This is a genomic window from Halochromatium roseum (genome assembly GCF_016653315.1).
Lineage (GTDB): Bacteria > Pseudomonadota > Gammaproteobacteria > Chromatiales > Chromatiaceae > Lamprobacter > Lamprobacter roseus.
In genome coordinates this window covers 38,007-63,611 of record NZ_NHSH01000044.1, presented here as the reverse complement: position 1 = coordinate 63,611, position 25,605 = coordinate 38,007, and the positions used below count along the sequence as shown (strand labels likewise).

26 protein-coding genes are annotated in these 25,605 nt (G+C 58.7%); 23 read left to right on the top strand and 3 right to left on the bottom strand.

Annotated features, from left to right (window positions below; genetic code table 11):
* The first annotated feature begins 13 nt into the window (after nucleotides 1–13).
* From nusA to pnp, 6 genes are all read left to right on the top strand, one after another.
* Complete coding sequence (gene nusA, locus CCR96_RS06020) at nucleotides 14–1,516, top strand: transcription termination factor NusA (RefSeq protein WP_201218832.1); 1,503 nt, start codon at nucleotides 14–16, stop codon at nucleotides 1,514–1,516.
* Nucleotides 1,517–1,531: 15 nt separating this feature from the next.
* The gene (infB, locus tag CCR96_RS06015) at nucleotides 1,532–4,354 is read left to right on the top strand and encodes a translation initiation factor IF-2 (protein WP_201218831.1); all 2,823 of its coding nucleotides are present in this window, start codon (nucleotides 1,532–1,534) and stop codon (nucleotides 4,352–4,354) included.
* Nucleotides 4,355–4,367: 13 nt separating this feature from the next.
* On the top strand, nucleotides 4,368–4,820 hold the full coding sequence (gene rbfA, locus CCR96_RS06010; protein WP_201218830.1) for a 30S ribosome-binding factor RbfA: 453 nt from the start codon (nucleotides 4,368–4,370) through the stop codon (nucleotides 4,818–4,820).
* A gap of 44 nt (nucleotides 4,821–4,864) precedes the next feature.
* Entirely contained in the window at nucleotides 4,865–5,782 is a 918-nt protein-coding gene (gene truB / locus CCR96_RS06005) for a tRNA pseudouridine(55) synthase TruB (RefSeq protein WP_201218829.1), read from the top strand.
* A 320-nt stretch (nucleotides 5,783–6,102) separates the two neighbouring features.
* Nucleotides 6,103–6,372 (top strand): 30S ribosomal protein S15, encoded by a 270-nt coding sequence (gene rpsO, locus CCR96_RS06000; protein WP_201218828.1) that lies wholly within the window; start codon nucleotides 6,103–6,105, stop codon nucleotides 6,370–6,372.
* A 171-nt stretch (nucleotides 6,373–6,543) separates the two neighbouring features.
* The gene (gene pnp / locus CCR96_RS05995) at nucleotides 6,544–8,646 is read left to right on the top strand and encodes a polyribonucleotide nucleotidyltransferase (RefSeq protein WP_201218822.1); all 2,103 of its coding nucleotides are present in this window, start codon (nucleotides 6,544–6,546) and stop codon (nucleotides 8,644–8,646) included.
* Nucleotides 8,647–8,855: 209 nt separating this feature from the next.
* Here the strand turns inward: pnp and CCR96_RS05990 are convergent, their stop codons facing one another.
* Nucleotides 8,856–9,287: a DUF3775 domain-containing protein gene (locus CCR96_RS05990; RefSeq protein ID WP_201218820.1), complete on the bottom strand. Its 432-nt coding sequence runs from the start codon at nucleotides 9,285–9,287 to the stop codon at nucleotides 8,856–8,858.
* Between the two features lie 166 nt (nucleotides 9,288–9,453).
* Here CCR96_RS05990 and CCR96_RS05985 point away from each other — a divergent pair, with 166 nt between their 5' ends.
* The 5 genes from CCR96_RS05985 (at nucleotide 9,454) to CCR96_RS05965 (ending at nucleotide 13,916) form a co-directional block, all read left to right on the top strand.
* Complete coding sequence (locus CCR96_RS05985; protein WP_201218818.1) at nucleotides 9,454–9,834, top strand: DUF6746 family protein; 381 nt, start codon at nucleotides 9,454–9,456, stop codon at nucleotides 9,832–9,834.
* A 157-nt stretch (nucleotides 9,835–9,991) separates the two neighbouring features.
* Entirely contained in the window at nucleotides 9,992–10,288 is a 297-nt protein-coding gene (locus CCR96_RS05980) for a PepSY domain-containing protein (RefSeq protein ID WP_201218816.1), read from the top strand.
* Between the two features lie 6 nt (nucleotides 10,289–10,294).
* Nucleotides 10,295–10,960: a response regulator transcription factor gene (locus tag CCR96_RS05975; protein ID WP_201218814.1), complete on the top strand. Its 666-nt coding sequence runs from the start codon at nucleotides 10,295–10,297 to the stop codon at nucleotides 10,958–10,960.
* Nucleotides 10,961–11,026: 66 nt separating this feature from the next.
* Entirely contained in the window at nucleotides 11,027–12,499 is a 1,473-nt protein-coding gene (locus tag CCR96_RS05970; protein WP_201218812.1) for a sensor histidine kinase, read from the top strand.
* A 532-nt stretch (nucleotides 12,500–13,031) separates the two neighbouring features.
* Entirely contained in the window at nucleotides 13,032–13,916 is an 885-nt protein-coding gene (locus CCR96_RS05965; RefSeq protein WP_201218810.1) for a PhzF family phenazine biosynthesis protein, read from the top strand.
* A 91-nt stretch (nucleotides 13,917–14,007) separates the two neighbouring features.
* Here CCR96_RS05965 and glcF read toward each other — a convergent pair whose 3' ends face one another.
* Together glcF and cynR are read right to left on the bottom strand one after the other, a co-directional pair.
* The gene (glcF, locus tag CCR96_RS05960) at nucleotides 14,008–15,306 is read right to left on the bottom strand and encodes a glycolate oxidase subunit GlcF (protein ID WP_201218808.1); all 1,299 of its coding nucleotides are present in this window, start codon (nucleotides 15,304–15,306) and stop codon (nucleotides 14,008–14,010) included.
* A 371-nt stretch (nucleotides 15,307–15,677) separates the two neighbouring features.
* Entirely contained in the window at nucleotides 15,678–16,610 is a 933-nt protein-coding gene (gene cynR, locus CCR96_RS05955) for a transcriptional regulator CynR (protein ID WP_201218806.1), read from the bottom strand.
* 201 nt (nucleotides 16,611–16,811) lie between these two features.
* On the opposite strand from cynR, the gene CCR96_RS05950 reads away from it, so the two are divergent.
* The 12 genes from CCR96_RS05950 to CCR96_RS05895 all read left to right on the top strand — a co-directional run bounded on the left by CCR96_RS05950 (nucleotide 16,812) and on the right by CCR96_RS05895 (nucleotide 25,575).
* Nucleotides 16,812–17,504, top strand: coding sequence for an energy-coupling factor ABC transporter permease (locus tag CCR96_RS05950; RefSeq protein ID WP_201218804.1), 693 nt, complete (start codon nucleotides 16,812–16,814; stop codon nucleotides 17,502–17,504).
* Nucleotides 17,505–17,598: 94 nt separating this feature from the next.
* Nucleotides 17,599–18,039 (top strand): cyanase, encoded by a 441-nt coding sequence (cynS, locus tag CCR96_RS05945; RefSeq protein ID WP_201218798.1) that lies wholly within the window; start codon nucleotides 17,599–17,601, stop codon nucleotides 18,037–18,039.
* 582 nt (nucleotides 18,040–18,621) lie between these two features.
* Complete coding sequence (locus CCR96_RS25045; RefSeq protein WP_201218797.1) at nucleotides 18,622–19,068, top strand: SH3-like domain-containing protein; 447 nt, start codon at nucleotides 18,622–18,624, stop codon at nucleotides 19,066–19,068.
* Nucleotides 19,046–19,414: an SH3-like domain-containing protein gene (locus tag CCR96_RS25040; protein WP_201218796.1), complete on the top strand. Its 369-nt coding sequence runs from the start codon at nucleotides 19,046–19,048 to the stop codon at nucleotides 19,412–19,414. The genes CCR96_RS25045 and CCR96_RS25040 overlap by 23 nt, the downstream gene beginning before the upstream one ends.
* 36 nt (nucleotides 19,415–19,450) lie before the next feature.
* Complete coding sequence (gene scnC, locus CCR96_RS05930; protein ID WP_201218795.1) at nucleotides 19,451–20,200, top strand: thiocyanate hydrolase subunit gamma; 750 nt, start codon at nucleotides 19,451–19,453, stop codon at nucleotides 20,198–20,200.
* The gene (locus tag CCR96_RS05925; protein ID WP_201218794.1) at nucleotides 20,193–20,618 is read left to right on the top strand and encodes a hypothetical protein; all 426 of its coding nucleotides are present in this window, start codon (nucleotides 20,193–20,195) and stop codon (nucleotides 20,616–20,618) included. The genes scnC and CCR96_RS05925 overlap by 8 nt, the downstream gene beginning before the upstream one ends.
* A 124-nt stretch (nucleotides 20,619–20,742) precedes the next feature.
* Nucleotides 20,743–21,534: an ABC transporter ATP-binding protein gene (locus tag CCR96_RS05920; protein WP_201218793.1), complete on the top strand. Its 792-nt coding sequence runs from the start codon at nucleotides 20,743–20,745 to the stop codon at nucleotides 21,532–21,534.
* A gap of 205 nt (nucleotides 21,535–21,739) precedes the next feature.
* Nucleotides 21,740–23,056: an ABC transporter substrate-binding protein gene (locus CCR96_RS05915; RefSeq protein WP_420827254.1), complete on the top strand. Its 1,317-nt coding sequence runs from the start codon at nucleotides 21,740–21,742 to the stop codon at nucleotides 23,054–23,056.
* Nucleotides 23,053–23,874 carry an ABC transporter permease gene (locus CCR96_RS05910; RefSeq protein ID WP_201218791.1) on the top strand — a complete coding sequence of 274 codons (822 nt, stop codon included), beginning with the start codon at nucleotides 23,053–23,055 and terminating at the stop codon, nucleotides 23,872–23,874. The genes CCR96_RS05915 and CCR96_RS05910 overlap by 4 nt, the downstream gene beginning before the upstream one ends.
* Before the next feature lie 78 nt (nucleotides 23,875–23,952).
* Entirely contained in the window at nucleotides 23,953–24,786 is an 834-nt protein-coding gene (locus tag CCR96_RS05905) for an ABC transporter permease (protein WP_242518614.1), read from the top strand.
* A gap of 120 nt (nucleotides 24,787–24,906) precedes the next feature.
* Nucleotides 24,907–25,299, top strand: a complete 393-nt coding sequence (locus CCR96_RS05900; protein WP_242518613.1) for a DsrE/DsrF/DrsH-like family protein — start codon at nucleotides 24,907–24,909, stop codon at nucleotides 25,297–25,299.
* Nucleotides 25,300–25,344: 45 nt separating this feature from the next.
* Complete coding sequence (locus tag CCR96_RS05895) at nucleotides 25,345–25,575, top strand: sulfurtransferase TusA family protein (protein WP_201218789.1); 231 nt, start codon at nucleotides 25,345–25,347, stop codon at nucleotides 25,573–25,575.
* Nucleotides 25,576–25,605 lie beyond the last annotated feature (30 nt).

Sequence of the window (25,605 nt, the reverse complement as noted above, 5' to 3'; positions counted from 1 at the left end):
CAGGTAGGGACCGATGAACAAAGAAATATTGATGGTCGTCGATGCCGTCTCGAATGAGAAGGATGTCTCGAAAGAGATCATCTTCGAGGCGATCGAGGCCGCGCTCGCCTCGGCGACGCGCAAGAAGCACGGTGGTGATATCGAGGTGCGCGTGTCGATCGACCGCGGCACGGGCGATTATGAGACCTTCCGTCGCTGGGAGGTGGTTGAGGATCAAGACGGCGAGCCCCTCGAGGCCTCGGAGCGTCAGATCACCATCTCGGCGGCTAAGGAGCTTGACCCTTCGCTAGAGCTGGGCAGCTATATCGAAGAGCAGATCGAGTCGGTGCTGTTCGGCCGCATCGCCGCGCAGACCGCCAAGCAGGTCATCGTGCAGAAGGTGCGCGAGGCCGAGCGGGCGAAGATCGTCGAGCTGTTCAAGAGCCGCGAGGGCGAGCTAGTGACCGGCATCGTCAAGAAGGCCGAGCGTGGCACCATCGTGATCGATCTCGGTAACAACGCCGAAGCCTTGGTGCCACGCGACCAGGTCATCCCAAAGGAGACTGCGCGTCCCGGCGATCGGCTGCGCGGGCTGCTCTACGAGGTGGCCGCCGAGCTGAAGGGTCCGCAGCTGTTCGTCAGCCGGACTTCGCCAAAATTGCTGATCGAGCTGTTCAAGCTCGAAGTGCCAGAGGTCGGTGAGGGCGTAATCGAGATCGTCGGCGCTGCCCGTGATCCGGGTACCCGTGCCAAGATCGCGGTGCGGACCAATGATCCGCGTATCGATCCAGTCGGCGCTTGCGTCGGGATGCGTGGCTCGCGTGTGCAGGCGGTCTCCAACGAGCTGTTTGGTGAGCGCGTCGACATCATCCCCTGGGACGAGAACCCGGCGCAGTTCGTGATCAACGCGATGCTGCCGGCTGACGTCGTTTCGATCGTTATCGATGAGGAGGCGCGCAGCATGGATGTCGCGGTCAAGGAAGAGAACCTCTCGCAGGCGATCGGCAAGGGGGGGCAGAACGTCCGTCTTGCAAGTCAGCTCACCGGTTGGGAGCTGAACGTGATGAGCGAGGAGGCGGCTGCCGCCAAGAGCGAGGAGGAAGGGCGCCGTCTGATCGAACGCTTCATGGCCGATCTCCGCGTCGATGAGAATGTCGCCGCGGTGTTGGCCGAGGAGGGGTTTACGACGAGCGAAGAGATCGCCTATGTGCCCGAGTCGGAGCTGCTGGCGATCGCGGATTTTGATCAGGAACTGGTTGGTCTTCTGCGGCAGCGGGCATTGGATGCGGTGTCGAGCCAAGCGGTTACGACTGACGAAGACCCGGACGCGGTGCCGGGCGATGATCTGCTCGCCATGCCGATGATGGAAGAGGCCTTGGCCTATCGGTTGGCTCGACGCGGCATCATCAGTGTGGCTGATCTTGCCGATCAGTCAGTAGACGAACTGTTGGAGCTCGACGGCATGGACCCGGAGCGCGCGGCCAGCCTCATCATGGCGGCCCGCGAGCCTATGTTCGCCGGCTCGGAGAACGACTAGTCATCGGAGGTGCGAATGAGTACTGAAGTCACGGTCAAGCAACTCGCGACGACAGTCGGGATTCCTGTGGAGCGGCTCCTTGCGCAGCTCCAAGAGGCGGGCATCTCGGCCCAGGCCGAGGATGCCACCATCACTGAGAGTGAAAAGATCCAGCTGTTGCAGCATCTGCGGCGCAGCCACATCAAGAAAGACGAGTCGGCTGAGGCACCGCCGCCCAGTGAGGCGACGAGCGTGCGGCGACGCCCGCCGGCAGCGGCTGACAGCCGTGTGCAACGGCCTTCGCGTCCAACGCCTACTCGCGGAGCGCCTACGGCGCGGCCTGGCGCTGCCACTCCCCGCACGGGCAAGTCAGTCAATGTCGAGGTGCGACGTAAGCGCAGCTTCGGTAAGCGCACGCCTGAGCCGGCCATGCCGGCGACCTCGGTTCGCACCACGGCGCGTCCAGCGCCTGAAGCCCAGGACGCGAGGACCGCGCGCGCTCCTGTCGATGAGCAGCGTCGTCGTGCTGAACTCGAGGCGCGTCGAGCGGAGGAGGAGGCACGCCGCCTCGCGGAGCAAGAGGAGCTGGAGATTCGTCAGCGCGAAGAGGCGCGGCGTAAGGCTGAGGCAGAAGCCCGCGCCAAGGCTGAGGCAGAGCGTCGCCGTGCTGCTGAACAACGTGCTGCTGAACAACGTGCTACTGAACAACGTGCTACTGAACAATCAGTGCAACAAGAAGAGCATGCCGCTGAAGGCTATCAGCCGAGCGTACGCGGCGAGCGGTTGCCGGCAGCGGGTGCGGTTGAGGCCGAGGGCGAGACCGAACAACAGCGCGACGAGCGTCGCCGCGCGGCGAAGAAGCACGCCGAGCGCTCGGAGAAAGAGCGTCTGGAGCGTGAACGCGTCGAGAAAGAGAAGGAGCGCAAGGCGGCGCGTAAAGAGCCTGGTCGGTCGAAGGTTCGCGACCCAGTGGCAGCGATTGAGGAGGAGACCTCAGATGAGGCCGTGATCACGCGGCCATCGGTGCGGCGGCGCAAGAAGCCGGGCAAACCGCAGCTGCAGGACAAGCATGGCTTCCAGCGTCCGACCGCACCGGTGGTGCGCGAGGTCGAGGTACCGGAGACGATCTCGGTGGGCGAGCTGGCGTCGCGCATGTCGGTCAAGGCCGGGCAGGTCATCAAGGAGCTCTTTAAGCAAGGCATGATGGTAACCATCAACCAGACGCTCGATCGTGACACCGCGATGCTGGTCGTCGAAGAGATGGGCCACAAAGCGGTCGAGGCCAAGCAAGCGGATGCCGAAGATGCGCTGATGGCGCTGCTCGAAGAGGAGGTTGGTCAGGCCGAGGCGCAGTCGCGCCCACCGGTGGTGACGATCATGGGTCATGTCGACCACGGCAAGACCTCGCTGCTCGACTATATTCGTCGCGCCAAGGTTGCGGCGGGTGAAGCCGGCGGCATCACCCAGCACATCGGCGCCTATCATGTCGAGACCGACAAGGGCACGATCTCATTTCTCGACACACCGGGCCATGCCGCCTTTTCGGCGATGCGTGCCCGTGGGGCCAAGGCGACGGATATCGTCATCCTGGTCGTCGCCGCCGACGATGGCGTGATGCCGCAGACCATTGAGGCGATCCAGCACTCGAAGGCGGCTGAGGTTCCGGTCGTGGTCGCGGTGAACAAGATGGATAAGCCCGATGCCAATCCGGATCGGGTGATGCAGGAGCTGACCCAGCATGAGCTGGTACCCGAGGAGTGGGGCGGCGATACCATGCTGGTGAAGGTCTCGGCGAAGACCGGCGAGGGGATCGACGATCTGCTCGATGCGGTGCTGCTGCAGTCCGAGGTGCTCGAGCTGAAGGCGCCGGTCGATGGGCCTGCGCATGGCACCATTGTCGAGTCCAGTCTCGAGAAGGGTCGTGGCACCGTTGCGACCGTCTTGGTCCAGTCGGGCACGCTGCGCACCGGCGACATGATCGTCAGCGGCGCTGAGTATGGCCGTGTGCGGGCGATGTTCGATGAGTTGGGGCGTTCGGTGAAGAGCGCTGGTCCGTCGATCCCGGTACAGGTTCTTGGCCTGTCTGGCTCGCCCAATGCGGGTGACGACGTGATCGCCGTCACCGATGAAAAACGTGCCCGCGAGGTGGCCGAGTTCCGCCGTGATCGCGATCGGCAGACGCGCATGGACGAGCAGCGCGGCGCGAGCTTGGATCAGCTCTTCTCGCAGCTCAAGGATGGTGATCTCAAGAGCGTGAACATCATCCTCAAGGCCGATGTGCAAGGCAGCGTCGAGGCGATCAAGGAGGCGCTGGTCAAGCTCAGCAACGACGAGGTCAAGGTGGCGGTGGTCGCCTCCGGCGTCGGCGGTATCACCGAGTCCGATGCCAACCTGGCGGTGACCTCGACGGCGATCATGCTCGGTTTCAATGTCCGTGCCGATCCCGCCGCGCGCCGGGTGATCGAGGAGCAGGGGCTGGATCTGCGCTACTACTCGGTGATCTACGAGCTGATCGACGATGTGAAGAAGGCCATCTCTGGTCTGCTCAGCCCGATCGTGACCGAGGAGATCATCGGTCTGGCGCAGGTGCGCGATGTGTTCCGCTCGTCGAAGTTTGGCGCCATCGCTGGCTGCATGGTGATCGAGGGGGTGATCCGGCGCAACAGTCCGATCCGCGTGCTGCGTGACAACGTGGTCATCTACGAAGGCGCCTTGGAGTCGCTGCGTCGCTTCAAGGATGATGTCAGCGAGGTCAAGAATGGCACCGAATGTGGCATTGGCGTGAAGAACTACAACGATGTTCAGCCGGGCGACCAGATCGAGGTCTTCGAGCGCAAGGAGCGGGCGCGCGAGCTATGAGAGCCATGGCGCAATGAGTCGAGCATCCCAGCGCGGCTTCGATCGGGGCGAGCGCATCGGCGCCGCCCTGCTGCGTGAGTTGACCCAACTACTCCGGCGCGCGAAGGACCCGCGCCTCGGCGACATCACCTTGCATGAGGTCAGGGTCAGCCGCGACCTCGCGCATGCAAAGGTCTACTTCACTTGCTTTCCGGCCGATGATGGTGCCGCGGAGCAGCAACGACTCTTAAATGGCGGCTTGTCGGGCTTCTTGCGCTATGAGCTATCGCGGACCGCGCGCTTGCGCACGGTGCCGCAGCTGCATTTCGTCCACGATGAATCAGTCATCCGTGGCGAGCAGCTATCCGCACTGATTGATGAAGTCGTGGGGCAAGATGTCGAGCACGCGCGGATCGAATCGCAGATCCATGGCGACGATGATCGACGCACCGATGAGGCTGCGGATGCCTCCGACAGCGGACGCTGAGCCCGCTTCTTAACTGCTGAGCCCGCCTCTTAAACTGGAACATCATGGGAAGACGACGCAAACAGGGCCGCGAGGTCAATGGTATCCTTTTGTTGGATAAGCCTTCCGGCATCTCCTCCAACCACGCCTTGCAGCGCGTGAAGCGCCTCTATGGTGCACAGAAGGCGGGACATACCGGGAGTCTAGACCCGCTCGCGACTGGCCTGCTGCCGCTCTGCCTGGGTTACACCACCAAGTTCTCGGCCTTCCTGCTCGATGCCGACAAGCGCTACCGCGTCCGCGTGCGTCTTGGTGAGACCACCGAGACCGCCGATGCCGAAGGTGAGGTGATCGCGACCGCGCCGGTCGATGGCATCACCGAGGCCCGGGTGCTCGAGGTCATCAGCCACTTCATTGGCGAGATCGAACAGCTGCCGCCGATGTACTCGGCGGTCAAGCACGAAGGTCAGCGCCTCTACAAGCTCGCGCGCGAGGGCAAGGAGGTCGAGCGCGCCGCGCGCCAGATCACCATCCACCGGCTCGATCTGCTGGAGATGGCGTTGCCGGATATCGTGCTGGACGTGCACTGCACCAAAGGCACCTATGTGCGCACGCTGGCCGAGGATATTGGTAAACAGTTGGGCTGCGGTGGCCATGTGTCGGCGCTGCGTCGGACTGGTGTCGGACCCTATATCGAGGGAGAGACGGATTTTGTCACCATGGCCGAGCTCGAGGCTCAGGCCGAGGCGCAAGGGCCGGAGTCGCTCGATACGCTGCTCTTGCCGTTGGAGACGACCCTCGGGCACTGCCCCGCGGTGCGCCTTTCCGCCAACAGCGCCTTTTATCTGAGCCAGGGACAGCCCGTGCTGGTACCGCAGGCGCCGACCGAAGGGCTGGTCCGGCTTTATGACGTGAGCGATCGGTTCCTCGGCGTTGGTGAGATCCTTGACGACGGTCGGGTGCAGCCGAAGCGCTTGGTTTGAAGGCTGAAGGCTGAAGGCTGAAGGCTGAAAGCCAGCGGCTTTGTGCTCGATCTGTGCCTGATATCTGGTGCGCGTCAGGCTTCGGTGCTGACCATTTTTGGGTCTGGTGCTGATCCACGCCAGGCGATTCGGGTGCGTTGGTTTCAAACCGATGACGGAGTCCGTAGAATCGCGCTCGATACGATTCGGCTGCGGGCTCGGTGCGACCGAGTGCGCTTTGTATCACAGATTAACGCCTTGTTCCCTGAGGTCATTGTTGGGGACCAAGGTGACCATGACTGACGCCACGCTGGGCGTCGCTATCCTTGAGGAGACTCGCAATGACAATGACCGCCGAAGAGAAACGCCTGATCGTTGAAGAGCACGCTCGCGGCACTAACGATACCGGCTCACCCGAGGTGCAGGTTGCGCTGCTGACCGCGCGCATCAAGCAGTTGACCGGACACTTCACCGAGCATAAGCATGATCATCACTCGCGCCGTGGCCTGGTGCGCATGGTCAACTCGCGGCGCAAGCTGCTCGACTATCTCAAGCGCAAGGATCTGGATCGCTACCGGGCGCTGATTCAGAAGCTTGGCCTGCGCCGATAAGCGCGTCCGGAGTTCGGTTCGGGCCTCGGTCCGGACCTCAAGGGTGGCGTTAGCTCGCGCTTGCAGGCGCCCACGCCACCTTATTCCCATGCCAGGTACGGGCCGGCCAGCCAAGGCTGCACGCGTTCGTGCCCTGATCCCCGTTTGGGGACCACCCAGAGGACCGTCCTAGTGACCCCAATCCGCAAGACCTTTCAATACGGCGATCAGACGGTAACGCTCGAGACCGGTGAGATCGCACGCCAGGCCGACGGAGCGGTCATGGTCAACGTCGATGACACCGTCGTGCTGGTCACCGTGGTCGTCGACAAGCGAGCGACGGAGATGAAGGATTTCCTGCCGCTGACCATCGACTACCAAGAGAAGACCTACGCCGCCGGCCGCATCCCCGGCGGCTTTTTTCGTCGTGAGGGCCGCCCGAGCGAGTCTGAGATCCTGACCTCGCGGCTGATCGACCGACCGGTGCGCCCCCTGTTCGCCAAGGGCTTCGGTCGCGAGGTGCAGGTGATCGCGACGGTTAAGTCGTTGAACCCCGCCGTCAACCCCGAGATCCCGTCCTTGATTGGCGCCTCAGCGGCCCTGTCGATCGCCGGGCTGCCGTTCAATGGCCCGATCGGCGCGGCTCGCGTTGGCTACAAGAATGGCGAGTACATCCTGAATCCGGCGATGATCGGCCTGAGTCCGGATAGCGATCTCGATCTGATCGTCGCCGGGACCGAGAGCGCCGTCCTCATGGTCGAGTCCGAGGCGCGCAGCCTATCGGAAGAGGTGATGCTCGGTGCCGTGCTGTATGGCCACGAGCAGATGCAGGTGGTGATCCAGGCGATCAAGGAACTCGCGGCCGAGGTCAACAAGCCACAGATCGAATGGGAGCCGGTACAGAGCGACCCTGAGCTGAAGGCGGCGGTGGCCGAGGCTTGCGCGGATCAGCTCGGCGCGGCCTATCGCATCCAGGACAAGATGGAGCGCTATGCCGCGCTGACCGAGATCCGCAAGGCCGTTTTCGACAAGCTTGCGGGCGAGGATTCGCCCTGGCCGCAGCCGCTGGTGTATGGCGCGGTCGAGAAGCTCGAGAAGGAGATCGTGCGCGGACGCATCATCGCTGGCGAGCCGCGTATCGATGGCCGTGACACGTCAACCGTGCGTCCGATCAGCATCCGCACCGGCGTGCTGCCACGCACCCACGGCTCGGCGCTGTTCACCCGTGGCGAGACCCAGGCGATGGTGATCACTACGCTCGGCACCGAGCGTGACTCGCAGATCATCGATGCCCTGGATGGCGAGCGGCGCGAGCCCTTCATGCTGCATTACAACTTCCCACCCTTCTGCGTCGGTGAGACCGGTCGCGTCGGCAGCCCGAAGCGGCGCGAGATCGGCCACGGTCGCCTGGCCAAGCGCGGTGTGCTGGCCTCGATGCCGAGCCTCGCCGAGTTCCCGTACTCGATCCGCGTCGTCTCCGAGATCACCGAATCGAACGGCTCCAGCTCGATGGCCAGCGTCTGCGGCACCAGCCTGTCGCTGATGGACGCCGGCGTGCCGATCAAGGCGCCCGTCGCGGGTGTGGCGATGGGGCTGATCAAGGAGGGTGATCAGTTCGCGGTGCTGACCGATATCATGGGCGACGAGGACCATCTCGGTGACATGGACTTCAAGGTCGCCGGTCCAGCGGAGGGCATCAATGCCCTGCAGATGGACATCAAGATTGACGGCATCACCCGCGAGATCATGGAGCAGGCGCTGGCGCAGGCGAAGGACGGCCGGCTGCATATCCTCGGCGAGATGAGCAAGGTCATCGACACCCATCGCTCCGAGATGTCCGAGCATGCCCCGCGCATCATCGAGTTCAAGATCCATCCGGAGAAGATCCGCGACGTCATCGGCAAGGGTGGGGCGACCATCCGCGCCCTCACTGAAGAGACCGGCGCCACCATCGACATCAACGACGATGGTCTGGTCAAGATCTTCTCGGTGCAGAAGAGCGCCGGCGAGGAGGCCAAGAAGCGCATCCGCCTGATCACCGCCGACGTCGAGGTTGGCAAGATCTATGAGGGTAAGGTCGCGCGTCTGATGGACTTTGGAGCCTTCGTCACCATCCTGCCAGGCCGCGATGGGCTGGTGCACATCAGCCAGATCAGCGATGAGCGCGTCGAGCGGGTCAGCGACAAGCTCAAGGAGGGCGATGTGATTCGCGTCAAGGTGCTCGAGGTCGACAAGCAGGGCCGCATTCGCCTGAGCATGAAGGCGGTGGCGGAAGGCGAGGTGCCTGACGCCTGAGATCGGTTCTGGCCGCGAGGCTGGTAACCGAGGATGAGTGCCACGGATGGACACCGCCCGGTGCGGATCGAAGACGCGAGGATCTGATCTGCTCCAATAGGTGTTCAGCTGTGGCGATTTTTACCGGGATCTCACGCGATTCATGGTTCGGGCTGGTGCCGCGCATGAGCCTTAGGGCGGCTGCCTGAAACCCGGTTTTTTGGTCAGCCTTAGTCTTCGTCGCAAGACAACTCGAACGCGATCATCCCTTCTTCCAGATGATCAGAGACCATCGGATGGGCCAACACATAGGCCGCTGCCCGGATGCTGAAGTCACCGAGCGCATCGTCGACCGCCTGCTCCCATTCCTCGACGCTGTAATCGCCACGCCCGACCCACATCAGGGCCACGAGTTCAGAGCGCTGGCGCTCTGACATCTCGGTGACGATGTTGCTGAATTCGGCGACGTTGTAATCGTCGCCATGGTCAGCTAACACCTGCATTGCCCAATCGTCGCTTGGACTGGTGGGTACCTCAGGGAAGACGACCGATTCTTTGGCCTGGAATTCACGGGCCAATTCGATCAGTGAGCAGAGCGTGTCTAGTGGAATGTGCAGCCGCACCTTCGCCTCCTCGAGCCCCGTGGTTCGGGGGACTGTCATTATCATCGTAGCCGCAGTTTACTACGCGCTGTTTGGCTGCTTGTCTGACGAGGAACAAGCGAGGGCCTGTCTTCCTCGTCATCGGCGCTCAAGGATTGGGTTCCGGTTGTGTAGCCTCATCTTGCAGACACAGACTCTATCCACCCGACTCTTCGAGACTCAGTCAATGAAATTCAGCCCAATCACGCTAGCTTTTTTTCTGACGATGACAGGGAGCGTTGCAGCGGACGACCTCTCACCCGATGGCCGTCCCCACTTCACGGGCAAGCAAGCCGATTCCGTCGAGGAGGCCTTCCGTCACTTCGAGGAGGGCAACGAGAAGCTCAAGCAATACCTCAATGGCGACAGTATCGAAGGCGCCGATCTCGCTCACATCCACGAGCTGACCTATACCCTCGAGAACGCCATCGCCAAGATGCAGGCTGCGCTTGTCAGCTTGACAACCTCCTTGGAAGAGGTTCATCTCGCTTCAGAGAGGGGTGACCTGGACGTGGTGCTCGAGTCGGGTCGTGAATATCTATTGATGGCGGATCAATTCGACGATTAGTCCAGTTCAAGGATGCACCCACATGGTTGTCGTGTCGCCAAAGATGGCTTCAGCGACAGCTGAATGCGTTGGGCTGATGCAGGGGACGCGAGCGTTGCACAAAGGCTGCGTGGCGATGCGGCATGGAAGGGTCGCCGCCAGGGATTGTTGTTGGCCGATGATGATGCTCGCCGTTGCCGTGCTGATACCAAGGGGGGCGGATGCAGGCGATGATGATGCCGAGCTTGCCCGGCATCTGCTTTCACAGGGCCGCATCTTACCCCTCGAGCAATTCCTGACGCGGGCGCAGTCAGTGCGGCCCGGTATCCCAGTCGAGGTTGAACTGCACGCGGAGGACGATCCGCACCGCTATGTGTACGAGATCGAGATGCTCGATCCTGATGGTGCGGTTTGGTCGATCGTGTTTGACGCCAGGACCGGCCAGTTGATCGATGTGGATGGCGATGAGGACTGAGGGTCGATGCGTCTGTTGCTGATCGAGGATGATCGCACGCTCGGCAGTGGCCTGCGGGCTGATTTGATGGCCAACGGTTATGCGGTAGATTGGGCGCTTGACGGCATCGACGGCGCCTTTCTCGGCAGTGACCAGCCCTATGATGCCATCGTGCTCGATTTGGGGCTGCCGGGGAAGCCGGGGCTCGAGGTGCTGCGCGACTGGCGGATTGAGGGTTTGCGCACCCCGGTGCTCGTGCTTACCGCGCGCGATGCCTGGCATGAGCGGGTCGATGGCCTCAAGGCCGGTGCCGATGACTATCTCGGTAAGCCCTTCCATGTGCAGGAACTGATCGCTCGTCTGCAGGCGCTGATCCGTCGTGCTGTTGGGCAAGCCTGTGCCGGCGTCAGCGCGGGCGGCCTGTGGCTTGACGACGAACATCAGCGCGTCACGCGAACTGACGGTTGTGAGGTTGAGCTAACGGGCACCGAGTTCCGGCTGCTGCGCTATTTCATGCTGAATCCAGACAAGGTGCTCTCCAAGGAGCGTTTGATCGCCCATGTCTACGATCAACATGCCGAGCACGGCAGTAACCTGATCGAGGTCTATGTGCGGCGTCTGCGCGAGAAGCTTGGCCGAGAGCATCTGCGCACTCAGCGTGGACAGGGCTATGTGTTTCCCTCGAAGCCCTGATAGCGCTGCTGGTGTTGTCGCCACTGCTGCCGTCGTTGTCCGCGCTGCTGACAATGGGCGCTTTCCTTGAGATCGCTCGAAGCCCGCCTGCATCTCGGTCTCGGCATCAGCCTGGCGTTGGTGATCACGACCTCTTGGTGGCTCGGCCATGCAGCGCTGCATCGCAGCACTGAGGCCTATGTGCTGTCGAGACTGCAGCATGATGCCGAGGCCTTGCTTGGCAGCCTCTCGCAGACTCATGCAGTGCTCTCATCCCCATCCCAGCCCCAGATCAGGCCTCAACCTCAATTTCTGCCGCACCACCAGACCAAGCAGCAGCTCAGACCCCAACCCCTGTCGGGCATCCTCGGCCCGATCTATCAGCAGCCATTCTCCGGCCATTACTACGAGGTCATTGGCGCTGATGGCTCCCGGAGCCTGTCACGTTCGCTCTGGGACCAACAGCTTGCTGCCGAATCGTTGCCAGCCGGCCAGATCATCGATTGGGAGACCGAGGGTCCGCTTAACCAGCGGCTCCTAGTGCGCAGCGCCGGCTATCGGATCGGCGATGCGACGGTGACGATTGCCGTTGCTGAAAATCTGAATCCACTGTTGGAAGAGCTGCAGGTATTCGAGCAGCTGTTCGCGGGGCTCGCCATCGGTGGACTCCTGCTCATGCTTTTCGTGCAACGGTTGATTGTGCGGCGGGCGTTGCGCCAATTGCAGCCGATCTACAGAGACATCGATGCGCTGGAGCGTGGCACCATAGACGCCATCACGGAAGCCGTCCCGATCGAGATCCTGCCGCTGGTGCGAAAGTTCAACGCACTGCTGGTCGTCTATGGGCAGCGCCTGCAGCGTTCTCGCAACGCCGCTGGAAATCTCGCGCATGCGCTCAAGACGCCGCTCAACCTGCTGCTGCAGCAGCTCGAGCGCTTGGATGATCCGCCCGATGCAGCGCAACGCTGTATCGGGTCGCAGCATCAGCGCTGTATCGGACTGCGACGCCAGCGCTGTGTCGAGCAGGTGCAGCGGGTGCAGACCTTGGTGGAGCGCGAGCTGAAACGCGCGCGCATCGCCGGCGGTCTGCGGACTGGCTCGACCTTCGATATCAGCGCCGACCTGCCGGTGTTGATCGAACTGCTGGAGCGCATGTATGCGCACAAGGGCTTGAACATCCGCTATGACAACGCGCTCTCAACAGCATTGACGGTCGACCGCGAAGACATGCTCGAGCTGCTGGGCAACCTGCTCGACAACGCCTGCAAATGGGCAAACAGCGAGGTGCATTGCCGGTTTGAGCCCAGCGCGGCGGACCTGCGCCTCTGGGTCGAAGACGATGGTCCAGGCTGCAGTGAGATCGAGCTCGCGGCGATTGGCGCACGCGGTGTGCGTGTCGACGAGCGCGTCGAAGGCCACGGCCTTGGTCTTTCGATCGTGCGTGAGATCCTCGAACTCTACGGAGGCCGGCTCGGGCTTGGCCGCTCACCGAGTCTCGGCGGTTTTCGCGCTAGCGTTGAATTGCCTGGCGTGCTGGGTACCGATGTCGCGTCGGTTTGAGTATGTTCAGTCTCTTGAGCGGCGACGTGCGATGTCGGTTAACGTGAATCTCGCGCGATTCATGTGCCGGAGTGGACAGTATGTGCGCATTAACCTAAATCCCACGCGATTCATTTTCCAGGGGCAGCGCCTTATGAGCGTTAGGACGAAGCCAGCTTGAGCAGTGTCTGCAAGCGCGCCATCACTCAAAGTGGCTCTCGACGATGCGCTCGACATAAGGCAAGCTGGCTAGCTGCTGCAAGATACTCGCGGAGTCGAGCTGAGGGGGTGACCGATGACCAGTGTTTGGTCGGAACCGTAGCCGATGCTCCCGCGTGAGGCAGGAAAGAGCTGGGCACTGTGGTCGATGCGCTGGACTTCGGCCGTAGGGATCTGTTGGAAGTCGCTTCAAGGGTGTTCGCCCTCGTTTTGAAACCGTTTCCGCTCGGCCGCGGGACCAAAAATGGGCTACAGGCGTTGTTCGCGGGCCAGAAACGTGGCTGGCGAAATCAAATGGATGCCCTCTTTTTTAGCCAAAAAGACATGCGTAACCATGACATACCCTTTGTATATCGTCGATGTCTTCGCCGAGCGTCCTTACACAGGCAACCAGCTGGCGGTGGTTGTCGGCGACGACAACCTTTCTGCTGAAACGATGCAGCAGGTCGCGGCAGAGATGAATTTCTCTGAAACCACCTTCGTGTCGCCCGTGCTCGCGGAGGATGGGGGTTATCCGGTCCGCATCTTTACTCCGGCTCGCGAACTGGCTTTCGCCGGGCATCCCATTCTAGGCACTGCCTGGGTGCTCCGCCAATGCGTTGGCCAGCATGTCGCCGGACCCTGGTTGCTTAATCTGGGAGTGGGGCAGGTTAATGTCGCCTTTGAGAGTAGCGCAGAGCTCGGTGAAGTGGCTTGGTTCCGGGCGCCGCCGGCAGCGCTTGGTAGGGTCTGTCCGCGCGAGCCCATGGCCGCTGCGCTAGGCCTTGCCCCGGCCGACATCGCCGACAGCAGCCCCATCCAGCAGATCAGCGCGGGGATATCGGCGATGATCGTGCCGTTGCGTGATCTGGATGCCCTCCAGCGTTGCCGGCTGGACCTCGCCGCCTATGCGCCGCTGGCCGCCCAGGGTTTCCCGCCGCTGGTCTACCTCTATTGCCACCAGACACATCAGCAGGATAACGACCTGTCTGCGCGCTTTTTCTTCGAGGCCCATGGCGTGCGGGAAGATCCGGCTACGGGCAACGGCGCCTCTTTCCTAGGCGCCTATCTGCTGGCGCATGATGTGTTTGGGGGCAGTCATCTCTCGCTGCGCATTGAACAAGGTCACGAGGTCTACCGTCCGTCACTCGTCTTAGTGCGGGCCCGCGGGGAGGGGGATGCGCTTGACGTCAGCGTGGGTGGACGGGTTATTCCGGTTCTGCGCGGCGAATTACTTTGATCACTGAGTCTCGAGGTGGACTCGACAAGGCCCCCATCGCCAGCGCCCGAAGTGATTGCGCTGTGCGGGGGAGGTCTGGATCGCAGCTAGGTCACGACAGCTGTGCGGGGAGAAAGCTGTCCGCGAGCAATTCTATCCAGTGTTTGACCGGAACTGGTGAGGCTTCGGCGAGATGTGTCAAGCAGCCGATATTAGAGGTCGCGATGCCCTGGGGGCGGCAAGCCATGATGGTGTTCAACTTGTGCTTGCGCAGCGATTCTGAGAGCTCACGCTGCAGGATGGAATAGGCCCCGGCCGAGCCACAGCACATGAAGGGGTAGCTGACGCGTACCAGCTTATATCCAGCACGCTTAAGCAGTGCTTCCACCACGCCATTGAGCCGCTGTGCGTGCTGCAGGCTGCAGGAGGACTGGTAGGCAATACGCTGTCCTTGGGTGCGGGACGACGGTGCTGGCCCCTCTTCCTGCTGCCACTCATCGGAGACCACCTCGGCGATGTCTCGGGTCAGCTCGGAGATACGCTGGGCTTTATCGCTGTACTGCGGATCATCGCGCAGAAGGTGCCCGTAGTCGCGGAAATGTGCGCCGCAGCCGCTAGCGGTCAGGACCAGGGTTTCGGCCCCCGCTTCAAACAATGGCCAAAGTGCGTCGATATTGTGTCGCATGTGTGAGCGCGCATCGTCCATCGCGCTCATGTGTTGGCTGAGGGCTCCGCAGCAGCCGTCAGGAGCCGGGATCAGACGGATACCGAAACGGTTTAGAACCTGTGCGGCCGCGGCATTAATTTCCGGGGCCAAGGCGGGTTGGACGCAGCCCTCCCAGACGACCATCGTTCTAGCCTGGCTTTCGGTTGGCCAGTGGCCAGCGACACGTCTTGTCGGAATCCTGTCGCGCTGCCTAGCCGGCAGCAACCGACGTAGGGATTGGGTTGCGCGCAGTAATGCTGTGAATCGTGAACGGTGCGGGAGCGTCGCCCGCAAGGCTCGGCGCCACACGCGCTCCTTGAACGGGCGCGGCAACTCCTGTTCGACAAGTTCACGGCCGATGTCCAGCAAGCGCCCGAAGCGTACCCCTTCAGGGCAGGCGGCTTCGCAGGACCGACAAGTGAGGCAGCGGTCGAGGTGGAATTGAACGTTGGCGGCGAGTGTGTTGCCCTCCAGAGGAGCCAGGGTATAGGCGGGCGGCAGCGAATCGGCGCTGGGCGTTTTTGCCTCGAGTAGATGCTGGATCAGATAGATGCGTCCACGCGGTCCGTCCCACTCGTCGTCCAGCAGACGAAAGGTAGGGCAGACGAAGGTACATTGGCCACACTGCACGCAAGGCGAGATCACCTCTTGCCCCTCGCGTGCTATGGCCGTGTCTCGATACTTTTCCGCAAGTTCTATCTGCATTTCAAGTACCCAGGCCTAATTTCCATGGATGCTGCCTGTCGAATTTGAAGGCGTCGCAGGCCGTGGTGACGACGCCTCAAGGCGCAAAACACCTGCGACTTGGCAAACCGATTGGATATGCCCGTTTATTTATCTTCGGGAGCGCGCCTTGTCCAAGATCAAATTTCAATTTGGTTGATAGCCTGCTCCTATAGCTACGATCTCCTTTCAGTCGCTATATATTGTCCCGCCATTTACCATGCGGATTAGCAAATTCTTAATATCATAACCAAATCAGCTGGTTGCAAAAATGAGGCTGTCCGGATAATTGTTAACTGGACAATATGCTGGACTGGACGCGCTAAAGATGAAGTGAGTGCGGGTTTAAGCTATTAACCCTGCTTAATTCTGCAGCGGGTCGATGTCAGCTCTGATGCCAGCTCCCCAAATGCCACGCATGCGGGACTTTTGTAGGCGCTTTTGCGGAAGAACAGGCTAATACCATGTCGCGGCAGTTCAGGCGTCATGGGTATCTGGTGCAGCCTAGGCTGAGCGGAGCAGATGACATCGGGCAGGATGGTGGCGAGACGCCCAAGGCGGACAACTTCGGTAATCAGGCTAACGGAGGTTGCTTCCATTGCGATCGTGAGTTTGATGCTGTTTTCGAAGCAGAAACTATCGATGTGACGACGCAATGCATAGTTGTTATTGAGCATCACCATCGGCTCTCGCTCCAGCACTTCGATGCTGTTCAAGGGTCCGATTTCTTGGGCCAAGTCGTGGTCGCAGCCGACGGCGAGGCTGAGCCTCTCGACGCACAGGGTTTGGGTGTCGATGTCGTCGGGGTGCTTGTCGTTGGCAAGCACACAGTTGTAGGAAACGCCCACATCGATGCGATCCTCCGTCAGCGCGGCAGCGATGTCATCCTGAGACATTTCCGTGGTGCTCACGTTGATGCCCGGGTAGCGGGCGATGAACTCATGCAGCAGCGGCGTTGTGAGGTAATCGGTAACGGGCATCATGCCAAGCCGAAGAGAGCCGCGACTGAGATCCTGCAAGTCGTAAATGGCCCGAGTTCCTGCTTCCAGCTCCCTAAGTGCTCGGTACGCATACTGTAGATACACCTCGCCGGCAGCCGTGAGCCGTACCACGCGGCCGGAGCGATCGAGCAGCTGAGTGTCCAGCAAATCCTCCAACTGCCTAATCTGCTGGGAGAGGGTCGGCTGCGAGACGTACAACGCTTCCGCTGCCCGGGTGAAGCTCTGATGTTCGGCAACCGCCATCAAGTACTGAATCGATCTGGGAAAGACAGGATTTCTTTCCATAACGTTAGCCTATAGTCTCAATCGGAATTTGTTCTTGGAATAATAGGCGCGCCTGACAGAGAATCGATTCAGCGGTGGCATATGGGACGCGCCTACTCTATCAAGCGGCAAGCCGTTTCATTAGGCCCCGCACCGTTAGCTGGGACCCATGGGCAGTTGGTTGCCAGGTAATTTCTAATATTCTTAACTCAGGGCGATGACATGCATATTGAACCGGGCGTTGTAGAAGGCGCAAAAACCGCGCTCAGTTACCTAACCGCAGCGGGAGCTATTGGCTATGCCGCCAAGCTTTCGCTAGACACGATTAAAGAAGTCGGAATGACTGCGCTCGTCATTCGCAGCTCAATTACTACGGCATTGGTCTTGGGAATGTTTCAGGTTTTGCCGCACGCCCCAGTCGGGGTGTCTGAGGTACACCTGATTCTTGGCGCAACCCTTTTTCTAATGTTCGGTGCCGGAGCTGCAGCCATCGGTCTCGCCGCTGGTTTGCTCGCTCAGGGCTTGTTTTTCGCCCCAACGGACCTGCCGCAGTATGGCATGAATGTTACTACATTGCTGGTGCCACTGTTCTTGGCCGGCGCTATCGCACGTAGGGTTATTCCAGCTGACACTGCCTACAAGGATGTGAGCTACGCGCAGGCTTTCAAGATATCCGCAGCCTTTCAAGGTGCAGTAGTCTCCTGGGTGGGGTTTTGGGTGGTGTACGGCCAAGGCTTCGGGGCTGAGAGCCTTGTTCAGATTGCCACCTTTGCGACGGCATACCTAGCAGTCATCATCATTGAGCCAGCTTTGGATCTCGCGATCCTGGCCGGTGTCAAGGCGACAACCGACTCCGAAGGGCATGCAGTAAGGGGCAAGGTGTTCAATACTCGCCTGCACTTAGCCTCGGCCTAAACTCGGGACGTCTGGCAGCTGCCGGCATTCTGCGCCAAGAGGTGTGGGTCGGCAGCTTTATGCATTAACGAATCTAGGATAAAGAAGCTGAGACATGAATAAAGCAGAGATGAAGGAAGCCATTCTCGAAGCCAAGCATCAAAGGGGCTTGGCTTGGAGCGCGATTGCAGAGGCTGCAGGCTTGTCTCCAGAGTTTACCTGTTCTGCCTGTCTTGGCATGAACCATTTGCAGGAGACAAGTGCAACAGCAGTTGCGCAAATTCTCGGCCTCACTAGTGAGGTGGCAGACGCGCTGCAAGCTTTTCCAAACAAGTCTTGGGATAAGGTTATTCCTACCGATCCGTTGATTTATCGCTGGTACGAGATGATTAATGTCTATGGCGAGACAATTAAAGAGATGATTAATGAGGAGTTTGGCGACGGAATCATGAGTGCTATTGATTTTAAGATAAAGGTCGACCGTGAGAAAGACCCGCAGGGCGATCGTGTTCATGTCACCATCAGCGGTAAGTTTCTACCCTACAAATCTTGGTAGTGTAGCGAATTAGCCAAGCTATCGCCACCTACAGCTAGGCCTACCATTTAATTTCGTCCCGCCGTCTATTGCCTAGTATTAATCCGCGTCTTGAGCCTTATTTGCTGAATAGCCTTGGCTGTGGTTTTCCAGGCAAGAATCCTTCGCGTGCCAGTTTAACTGAATCGTGTAAAAAGCGTCGGCTGATCAGCGTCGGCTGAACACGCTGACTATTTCTGCTTTTAATAATACTCTACTTCTCTAATAAAGATGCGGCGGCCAGCATGTCCGCGCTATTGCCTGTGAACCGCAGCTCCGTTCGCTGCTGGAATCTGCATTGACCACCAAATGTTGACTAGAATGCATAGTTAAAGCCTCTGGAGGCTATCGGATTTTCGTCTTTGGAATTATTACGCTGATGTCTCATAGTTAGATCCGCCTAGGGTGTTAAGCGCTACACCAGCGATGTTATTCAGAGCGAGGGTATTACCTTCGCCCCGTCGAGTAACCAACGTGAAGCCCCGTGGTCTGCGGTTCGTGGCTTAGATCTAGTCCGTTACGGATATAGCCATTTTCGTAATCAACCAGAGGAGACTCAATGCAATGTCATCGTCTACTAGAGATGAGGTGCTAAGGCATCTTCAACGCGTCGGCCATCTTCAGCCTGCGCTGCACAAACAGACGCATGCACCTGCACCTGACGAGATCAACCATGAACTCTATCGCGCCTATACCAGGCCAGTGCACGATGTTGGCGGAGAATACGATGTTCCCATCGAATACGAGGAAAAAGAGGAAGAGGTCTGGGAGCTTAACACATTTGCGACTTGCGAGTGTCTGGCCTGGCGCGGCGTGTGGAATGCCGAGGAACGCCGGCGGCGCCAAAACGTTGATGTTGGGCAAACGGCCTACCTAGGCCTGCCGTATTACGGGCGCTGGCTGATTACGGCCGCGCGGATTCTGGTCGATAAACAATACGTCACGCTCACTGAGTTGGTTAACAAGATAGATGAGGTGAAAAGCCGTAATGAGCAAAGCACAGCACGATAGAACCCACCATGCCAAGATCGCTAGTGGCATTGGCGATCCTCAATGCTTTGCAGGCAAAGCTGGGCCAGCAAAATTTAAGGTGGGCGATCAAGTGAAGATTCGTGATCTGCCGGATATCTTCTACTCTCGCACCATGGCATATACAAGGGGGGCGGTCGGTACGGTCGTGCGTCTAGTCTACGAAAGTCCTCCCGCTGAAGATGAGGCTTGGGATAACACCGATAATCCAGTGTGGTTCTACAGCATCGTGTTCAAGCAACGGGATCTGTGGCCAGAGTATAGCGAGGCCTATTCGAACGACTCTTTGGAGACGGAGTTCCCCGAGACCTATCTCCAATCGGCCTGATTAGGCGCGGACTTTACTTGTTAGAGGAAATCACAGATGTCTGAACATGATCACAAGCCTGCGCCGATGGTGGATGAGGTTAGCGATTTCGAGATTCTCGAAATAGCAGTTCGCGAGCTTGCCATCGAGAAAGGTCTATTCTCGACTGAAGATCATCGGGTGTGGAAAGAATATGTACATACGTTGGGTCCATTGCCAGCCGCGCGTTTAGTTGCCAAGGCATGGCTCGATCCCGAGTACAAAGAGTTGTGCATTGAAGACGGGGTCGAAGCGAGCAAGGCAGTTGGTGTGAATTGGGTGACCAGTCCGCCGACGCAGTTTGGTACCCCAAGCGACTACTGTAATCTACGCGTTCTTGCTGATACACCAAAACTTAAGCACGTCGTTGTCTGTACCCTCTGCTCCTGCTACCCGCGGCCAATCTTGGGCCAGTCACCCGAATGGTACCGTACTCCGAATTATCGCCGCCGCCTAGTGCGCTGGCCTCGCCAAGTACTTTCCGAGTTCGGCCTGCAGCTCGATCCAGATGTAGAGATTCGGGTTGCGGATTCTAATCAGAAGACACGTTACATCGTTATGCCGACGCGTCCCGAAGGGACGGATGGCTGGACCGAGGAGCAATTAGCGGAGATTGTCACACGCGATTGTCTCATCGGTGTGGCGGTCCCTAAGCCGGGCATCACGAATAACGCAAAACGCCGCGTGCGTAAAGCAATTAATCCGGTTCATCATCATCACGGCGACGACCACCACCATCATCATGCGGGGAGTGCCCATCATGGTTGAGCCAAAACAACAGGAGTACATGACCCATACTGGCTGGCAAGAGCCTGATTTTAAGCCTATTCCTCTTCTCGAGACGATCAAGATGCGGGGGCGGGTATGGGAGGATCTGGCCATTCAATATGGTGTCACAAACCCAGAGCCGCCGTGGCAGATCGACTTGGAGGCCACCTGTGACATGTTGGCGGGCGATTCGTGTGTGAAGTCGTACGATGAGGTCGTGCCAGGATCATGTGCCCTGCCCTCGTTGGAGAGGCGTGCTGAGGAAGACGAGTTGGCCGCGACGATTTATGAAGATGTGCCTTTCCCGGAACGCCAACTTCTCGCACTTGCACACTCAATGATTGCGCGTGGAATGCTGGACGAAGAAGACCTGACCCACCGCATCGAGGTGGTGAGAGAACGACTACACAGCGCCTGAGGCTTTAGCGTCGAGTGGGTCGGTGAATCACTTCACCGGCCGCTACTTCTGAGGTTTTTCAGAAGTGCCCCTGTGATCATCCCTAAACCATTGACGGCGGGAAAACGAATAGAGGAGCTAATAGATGGCAATACGCGGAACAAATATTAAGATCGAAGGACTGACTCATCGTTATGGCTCACGTAGCACGGTGACCTTCAATCGGGTCGATCTAGAGTCGCCGCAAGGCGAGGCCCTCGCCATCATTGGCCGATCCGGGTGTGGTAAGTCGACTCTACTACATATTGTGGCAGGATTGCTCAAAGCGTCCGAGGGTAGCATCAAACTCGACGGTACTCCTATCCAAGGCCCATCGCCAAAATGGGTCATGATGTTTCAAGCTCCCCATCTTTTTCCCTGGATGACAGTAAAGCAAAACGTAGGGGTGGGGCTCACGTTTGGCAATTGGGATAAGTCAACGATTGATAGCCGAGTTGATGAGGCAATCCAACTGGTCGAACTGCAAGACTTCGCTCAGTCAAATGTGCAAGATCTCTCCGGTGGTCAACAGCAGCGCGTTGCGCTAGCTCGCTCTCTGGTAATGGAGCCCGAGCTACTCCTGTTGGACGAGCCTTTTTCGGCTCTCGACGCATTCACCCGATCCTCGCTGCAGCATGACGTTCGCGCTATCGCCAAACGCTTAGGATTCAACATCATCCTTGTCACCCACGACATCGATGAGGCAGTCATCATGGCCGACCGCGCGGTCATCATGGCTGGATCGCCTGGCAACATCGTACGTGAATTGGATGTGGACTTACCCGATCCGCGCGACCGAACTGATCCACGTGTCCAGACGCTGCGCGCCAAGCTCATGGATGACTTCCAACAGGCGGCCAACTACCAAAAGCCAGAAGCGGTTTCACTCGTAGATTAACAGTATTGTTCACCCGTGACGGCGCCCGTCTGCTCAATCACGCAGATACCTTTCGGATCATCGGCCCCTTAACCAGAGGATATCCATCATGAAAAAATCTGACGATAGATCGCAGAGTCAAACACATGCGCTCGTGCACATCGACGGCTGTTCCTGCGGTACCTGCGGTAAAGCCGGGTCAGTTGATCAGCGGCTTCGGACTGTAATGCCTCAGGACCCGGATATTGCAGATGGCAAGGCCGATCCTAGTCTTGCTATCGACTATGATCCGCTCTTTAGTTCGGTGCTGGGAACCGGCGTAAGTCGCCGCGACATGCTCAAGTTTGCCGCATTCGCAGGGCTAGGCGGACTGGGCGCCATGATGTCATCGAGCGCTGCGCTGGCACAGCAGAAAGAAGCCGATGGAACGAAATACATCAAGCCTTTCGACCCGGTAGTAAAAATCGGATACATCCCAATTACAGATGCTGCCACCCTGCTGGTCGCGCATGAAATGGGCTTCTTCAAAGACGAGGGTTTAGAGTCTGAGCCACCAACATTGATTCGCGGTTGGTCGCCTCTTGTGGAAGCCTTTTCTGCGCAGCGTTTCAATTTGACGCACCTCCTCATCCCGGTGCCGATCTACATGCGCTACAACAACAATTTCCCGGTAAAGATTACCGCATGGAATCATACCAACGGGTCGGCGATCGTCGTTAGCAAGAAGAGCGAGATCAAGGAGCCAAAGGACTTGGGTGGTAAGCAGTTCGCGGTCCCCTACTGGTATTCCATCCATAACATCATTTCCCAACGGATTATGCGCGATGCCGGTCTTACGCCGGTAATCCGTCCACAGAACGCAGCCCTAGCTCCCAATGAGGTCAACCTGTTGGTGCTCAATCCGCCGGATATGCCGCCAGCCCTTGCCGCTGGCCAGATCGACGGCTACTGCGTTGCGGAACCATTCAATGCGCTTGGTGAGCTTAGAGCCGGCGGGGAAGTCCTGCGATTCACCGGCGATGTTTGGAGGGGGCACCCCTGTTGTGTGGTCTGCATGCATGAGGACGATGCGATGGATCCCGACCGCGCAGCATGGGCGCAAGGCGTACACAATGCCATCGTTAAAGCTCAGCTTCATATCAGCGCCAACCGTAAAGCAACGGCAGAGATGCTGTCTCGAGATGGCAAGAAATACTTGCCTTTCCCATCGGAGGTAGTGGAGCGAGCCATGATGTTCTACTCGCCGGCCGATTACGCTCAGCCACCTGCGATCCAGCACCCGGAATGGCAGCAAAGTCGTATCAACTTCCAAGGTTGGCCTTTCCCAAGCGCCACTGAAGCAGTGGTCAGTGAGATGAATACGACGCTGGTGGGTGGTGAAACTGCCTTCCTGGAAGGCCTCTCGCCTGATTTCGTGGCTGAGGATCTGGTGCAGTACGACTACATCAAGAAGGCTTTGAATGCGAATCCGGGCTGGAAGGCGGACCTCAGCGTTCCACAAACAGGTGATCCGTTTGTTCGTAAAGAGGTGATCGAGCTATGACTCAAGAAGTCGCCTTCCGTGGTGGCGTCGTGTCCCGTTTCATCGAACACCCGGCATTGCGGCGGTTCGCATGGGGCGTGGCTGGTGTCGCCATCTTGGCGGCACTATGGTTTGCTGCCGGCCTTTGGCTGCAGGCAAACCCGACGACGCAGAGCTTTGCCGCCTTTGGGCTGATTCCAACCCTCCAGGCATTTCCTGAGTTATTCGGAGCCGGAAAAATTCAGGCGGCTGCGGCCGCCAGCGGCTACCGACTTGGTATGGGCTTACTGATCGCGATCTGCATTGGCGTGCCGATCGGCATACTCATGGGTAGAGTGAAGTGGTTCCAGGAGTACAGCAACGCGGCATTCCAATTCCTGCGTATGGTCAGTCCGCTCGCTTGGATGCCTTTGGCTGTGCTCGTGTTTGCGACCTGGAACGGGTCGATCATTTTCCTGATCGCCATCGCATCGGTTTGGCCGGTGATGTTTTCCACGGCGGCGGGGCTCGCCAAGGTTGATCCGAGCTGGTTCAAGGTTGCGCGTAACTTGGGTGCGACTCCGCTCCAGATGCTGACTCGAGTCATCATGCCCGCGATTGCTTTCGACGTCTTCTCCGGTATCCGATTGGCCTTGGGCGTCGCTTGGATCGTACTCGTTCCTGCTGAGTACTTGGGCGTGACTTCTGGTTTGGGCTATGCCATCGAAGATGCTCGCGAGACACTGAGCTACAACCACTTGACGGCACTTGTGCTGACAATCGGCGTGATTGGTTACGTCCTCGACAGCATCATCGTTATATTGATCAATCGCTACAGCTGGCAGCGGGGGCACGCATGAGGGAAATAGGCCAATATAGACGAAGCAGTCAATGCAGGGACTCTTTTTCCATGAGTCTGATTGCAGCCGGAGAACCTAATGACTAGCCAAGATATTGCGATGCCTCGCGTTTCCGGGGGTATATACGCCAATTTGTGCGATGTATTCCAATCGTCAGGCACCAAGGCTCTACACATCGTGGTGGGTTTGGCAGCGCTTGTAGCGCTATGGTGGCTAGCGATCTTCCTAGTCACGTTAAACCCCTCTGTGTCGCAGTTCAGCGCATTCGCACCTAACGAGGCCCTCCAGGCATTGCCTGAACTGTGGCGGAACGGAACCATTCCGGATGCGATCGGCAGCAGCGGCTTTCGCCTAGGTATGGGAATGTTCTTCGCCATCGTGATTGGAGTGCCAATTGGCATCATGATGGGCCGCAGCCTTTGGTTCAAGCAATTGACCAATGCCCCGTTTCAGTTGTTGCGCATGATCAGCCCGCTGTCTTGGGAGCCAATTGCGGTTGTGGTATTCGCCGGTTGGGAAGAGGCAATCATTTTTCTGATTGCCGTGGCGGCGGTATGGCCTGTGGCTTTTTCTACCGCTGCGGGGCTAGCGAAGATCGACCCTAGCTGGTTTAAGGTTGCACGCAATCTCGGCGCCAAGCCTTGGCAGATGCTGACTAAAATCATCCTCCCGGCTATTACCTTCGACGTGCTGACCGGCATCCGTCTGGCGCTCGGTGTTGCCTGGATCGTCATCATACCAGCTGAGTTTCTAGGGGTTACCTCGGGCTTCGGATATGCCATTCAAGATTCTCGGGAAAGCCTTGAGTATTCCAATCTTATGGCGCTCATCGTGGTTATAGGCGCAGTGGGTTTTGTCTTGGATAGCACCATTGTGTTGCTGATCAAACGCTATAGCTGGCACCGAGGATAGTCCAGATCATAAATTCAAGATCGGCCGGCCTGTGGCAGTCGTGTAACAGCAGTGGCTTGGTCGATTCTATCCGCGACTTACCAGATGGCAACGCACTTACCTAACTTTGGAGAATGAGTCTTGGCGCAAAAAATGAGTATCGTCTGCGTCTCGGGTGCGCGCGAGAAGCTACAAATGGCGGCTATGATCGCTTCAGTGGCCGCGGCTAGTGGGGACGAAGTCATGGTCTTTATCTCGATGAATGCTTTGCGGTACTTCGTCAAAGGGCAAAACAATGAGGCTCCGGCCGAGGGAGAGTTCGGAGCTCTCATTGAAAAAAACCATGGTGTTCCGCCATTTAAGCAGTTATTCGCTTTCGCCGTGGATATGGGCGGTGCGAAGCTCTTGCCTTGCTCCATGGCGCTCGATCTAATGGGGCTCAAGGGGGACGATCTCGATCCTGAATTGGGGCCTCCAACCGGGTTAACGAGCTTTTTAGGCGACACTGCCGACAGCCAGGTTTTCACATTCTAATGCTTCGAGCCAAGCCTGTAACACCAATCCACGAGGATCAGACGCATGAGTGAACTAAAGACGATCGACGCAAGAAATACATTTTGCCCTGGTCCGCTGATGGAGCTGATCACTTACATGAAACAAGCTAATGTCGGGGATACGCTTGAACTCTTATCAACCGATGAAGGGTCTGCTGGTGATGTGCCTGATTGGGTCAACAAGGTAGGACACGATTTGATCAGTAGCGAAAAGATCGATGGTGTTTGGCATGTCAAGGTTCGTAAGGCCAAGTAGTGGGTTAGTTGCTGAGGCTAGAACGCTCGA